Here is a 3,428-nt window from a genome sequence, read left to right as displayed (position 1 = left end):
AACTCACATGCGGGGGGGAGGTGTGCTAGCGCGTGGCGGGGTTCCGCCTTTTGTCTCCTTGGTGTTTTCGTTCGTGCGCCCCCCCCCCCCCCCCCCCCCCCCCCACCCCCCTAAGAACCGTACGTGCACGTCGTCCGCGCATACGGCTCAAGCAAGTCCTAAAGGCATTCAGGCATGCAGACTTGCTGGTCCTCCGCTACGGCCGGTGGGATTCCGGCGGCGGCAAGAGGAATGGATGAGACGGGGTTTGTCCGTCACGCCGTGCGTCGTAGTAGCGATGTGCTGTTTGCGGATCGCTACCAAGGTGACGCGCACCCATTTTTCCCAATCGTGTGGGCTTTGCGGGTGCTGATCGGCGTAAAGCAGCAATCCGCCGCAGGCAGCGCACCGGCCTTCCTGGACGCCCAGGAGATGCCGGACCGGTGCACTCAACGGCGGAGGCGGTGCTTTGCGGCGGCGTTGTGCCCAATAGTCAGCAAGCGCCGGGTCATCGGGGGAGGCAGCCCCGGCAACCATCGCATGTCGGACGATCTTCGTCCATGCAAACTTCGGCAGATAGGCACCGGAATCCCGGTCCCCAAATACCCACCGGTTCTGCTTGGACTTATTGAACTGGCCGTAGTAGCGGTCAACGACCCACCACCGTGACTTGTTCGAGTGGGTATGTCTGGCCCACCTGTAGGTGAGCTTCCACATATAGTCGTCAAGCGCGGAGAAAACCTCGCTTGACACCTCTGTCCGGTAGTAGGCAGCCCACCCCCGGATAATAGGCGTGAGCTTCTTGAGTACTGCGGCGGCGTTGGATCCCCGCAGCATACGCATCTCCATGCGTAGCCTCTTCCGGATCCGTCCCACGGCCTCCCGGCTGGGCTTGATCAGCACGATCTTGTCGTGGTACCGGCGGACGTTGAATCCGAGAAAATCAAAACCATCAGCGAGGCTGACTATCTGCGTCTTGTCCTCGTTGAAGGCAAGTCCTCTCGGAGCCAGCCAGTCGGCAAGCCGTGACTTGACCTGCTCCGCGTGCTCCCGACTGTGGCATAAGGCCACAAGATCGTCAGCTTATGCAGAGGTACGGACTATGCCAGTCGCGGCAGTGAAGACGCTGGTCGCGGACCTGTGGCTACTGGTGTGATCGGCATAATCTGAGGTGCCAGGAGTCGGAGTCCGCCGCGGGGTGAGGTCACGAAGGCTATCCTCATGCCGGGGAAGTTCATGGCCGCCGCCGAACATCGTCAGCCTCCAGGGCTGGCTCCGGCCCAAGTAGTTGAGCCGTGGGCGCTCCTGCGGACGGACTGTGCCGGGAGCTGTCTTCGCTTGGGCTATGTCCCGTCGCCGGCGAACAAGACCCCCGCGATGATGTCTGGGTACTCTCTGACCAGTGCGAAGGTCTCATTTCCGCTTTCCTGTTTCCTTTCGGCTACCGCATTTGCTTGCTGGGTCTTCCTGCGCCCGCTGGAGAGTTGGGCCTTCCTCACGGTCGGCTTACCAGGACTAGTCTTCCGCCTGGACTCCATCGGGGTTTTCGCGTTCCGCATGAGAGAGATTCGACCGGGAAGGGTGCCCTCTATACTCCGGGGACGGCGGTGCACTCCCGACTGACAACCAATCCCCAGTCGGCGCCTTGCCGCTTTCCTGCGACCAGTCCCTATCTCTCACTAAAGCAACCCATCGGCGAGAGTCATCGTAACGAGGCATCATCGAGGATTCATTTGCATTCACCCGTCCGGTCTTTCCCAGCCTGTAACCCACGGATGGAACGCGGGCCCTTGGGCAGTTCTCCAGGCTTCGCACCCCGCGATTACTCGCGACGCACGCTGGAGCGGGAACGAGCCTTGCGCACTGGCCCGGGTCCTACACCTTCGACATTTGTCGAACTCCTTGGTGATTTCCACTCTTCTCATGCGACTTCGTGTCGCACCTGGTTCTCGATGTACTCCTTGATGATCGCCAACGGGGCGCCGCCCCAGCAGGGCTTCGGCGTAGTCGGGTGACGCCCGGTTCGTGCCGGACTGTCAGCTCAGCGGCGGTGCTATCGGAACGTGACAGGCACGGCTTCCAAGATCATGGAGTTCTCTACGCCCCGTGATCCAACTGGAAGACCGTGCCTGCCGACGCATCATCTCTGATCCCGCCTGCCCTTGACCAACTGCGCGAGAATCCGCAGGTCGGACCCGCGGAGATCCCGGGCCTGCTGGAGCGGCTGGCCGAGGTGCCGGATCCGCGTGACCCACGCGGGGTGCGCCACCGCCTGGCCGTCGTGCTCGCTCTCACCGCGTGCGCGGTGCTGGCCGGAGCGACCTCGCTGCTGGCGGTCGGCGAATGGATCGCCGATGCCCCTGAGTATGTGCTGGAGCAGGCCGGTGCGGACCCTGATCCGCTTCTGCCCAGGCGGGCCCTGCCCGCAGAGACCACGGTCCGCAGGCTACTGGCCCGAATCGACGGCGACGCGCTGGACCGGGCAGTCGGGCGCTGGCTCGCCGACCGTCGCCCGAAGGCGACCGGGCTGCGCGGCCTGGCAGTGGACGGCAAAAGCCTGCGCGGCGCGGCAAAAGCGAACGGCCGCAAGATCCACCTGCTCGCCGCACTGGAACACGCCACCGGCCTGGTCCTGGCCCAGATGGACGTCGGCGAGAAGACCAACGAGATCACCTGCTTCCAGCCGCTGCTGGACACCATCGCCGACCTGGCAGGAGTCGTGGTGACCGGCGATGCCATGCACACCCAGCGCGAGCACGCCGACTACCTCCTCGGCCGGGCCGCCCATTACATCGTGATCGTCAAGGGCAACCAGAAGAAGCTGCGCCGACAGCTCAAGTCCCTTCCCTGGAAGGACATCCCGCTTCAGGGACGCACCCGGGGAACCGGCCACGGCCGCTCCGAGATCCGCCGGATCAAGGTCGCCACCGTGAACAGCCTCCTCTTCCCCGGAGCCCGCCAGGCCGTCCAGATCAAGCGCCGGCGCACCGACCGCAAGACCGGCAGGACCACCGTCAAGACGGTCTACGCAGTCACCAGCCTGACCGCCGAGCAGGCCACTCCGGCCCAGCTCGCCCGACTCGTCCGCGACCACTGGACGATCGAGGCCCTGCACCACGTCCGCGACACCACCTTCGCCGAGGACGCCTCCCAGCTACGGACCGGCAACGCGGCCCGCGCGATGGCCACCTGGCGCAACCTCGCCATCGGGGCACTCCGGGCCGCCGGAGCGAAGAACATCGCGGCCGGCCTTCGCCGCAACGCCCGCGACCCCCGCCGCCCCCTCGCACTCCTCGGCCTCGCATGATCACAAAACGGGCGTCACACAACTACGCCGAAGCCCTGGCCGCCCCAGGACCAGGGCTCCGTCGTTCTCGCGGTTGGGCCGGTTGATGGGTGATCAGGTGGCTTTTTGCGGGGCTGGTGGGTTGCCCCGGGCCGAATGCGGA

2 protein-coding genes are annotated in these 3,428 nt (G+C 65.0%); one reads left to right on the top strand and one right to left on the bottom strand.

Translation table 11 applies throughout. From position 1 onward, the window contains the following. Positions 1–168 precede the first annotated feature (168 nt). Complete coding sequence (locus AC07CM_RS50225; protein WP_478883257.1) at positions 169–1,050, bottom strand: group II intron maturase-specific domain-containing protein; 882 nt, start codon at positions 1,048–1,050, stop codon at positions 169–171. A gap of 1,054 nt (positions 1,051–2,104) precedes the next feature. Here AC07CM_RS50225 and AC07CM_RS50220 point away from each other — a divergent pair. After that, positions 2,105–3,286, top strand: coding sequence for an ISAs1 family transposase (locus AC07CM_RS50220; RefSeq protein ID WP_478883256.1), 1,182 nt, complete (start codon positions 2,105–2,107; stop codon positions 3,284–3,286). The last annotated feature ends 142 nt before the right edge of the window (positions 3,287–3,428 follow it).

Source organism: Streptomyces sp. NPDC044061 (genome assembly GCF_056434305.1).
Note: the sequence above shows the minus strand (reverse complement) of the source record. Positions and strands in the feature narration are given on the sequence as shown.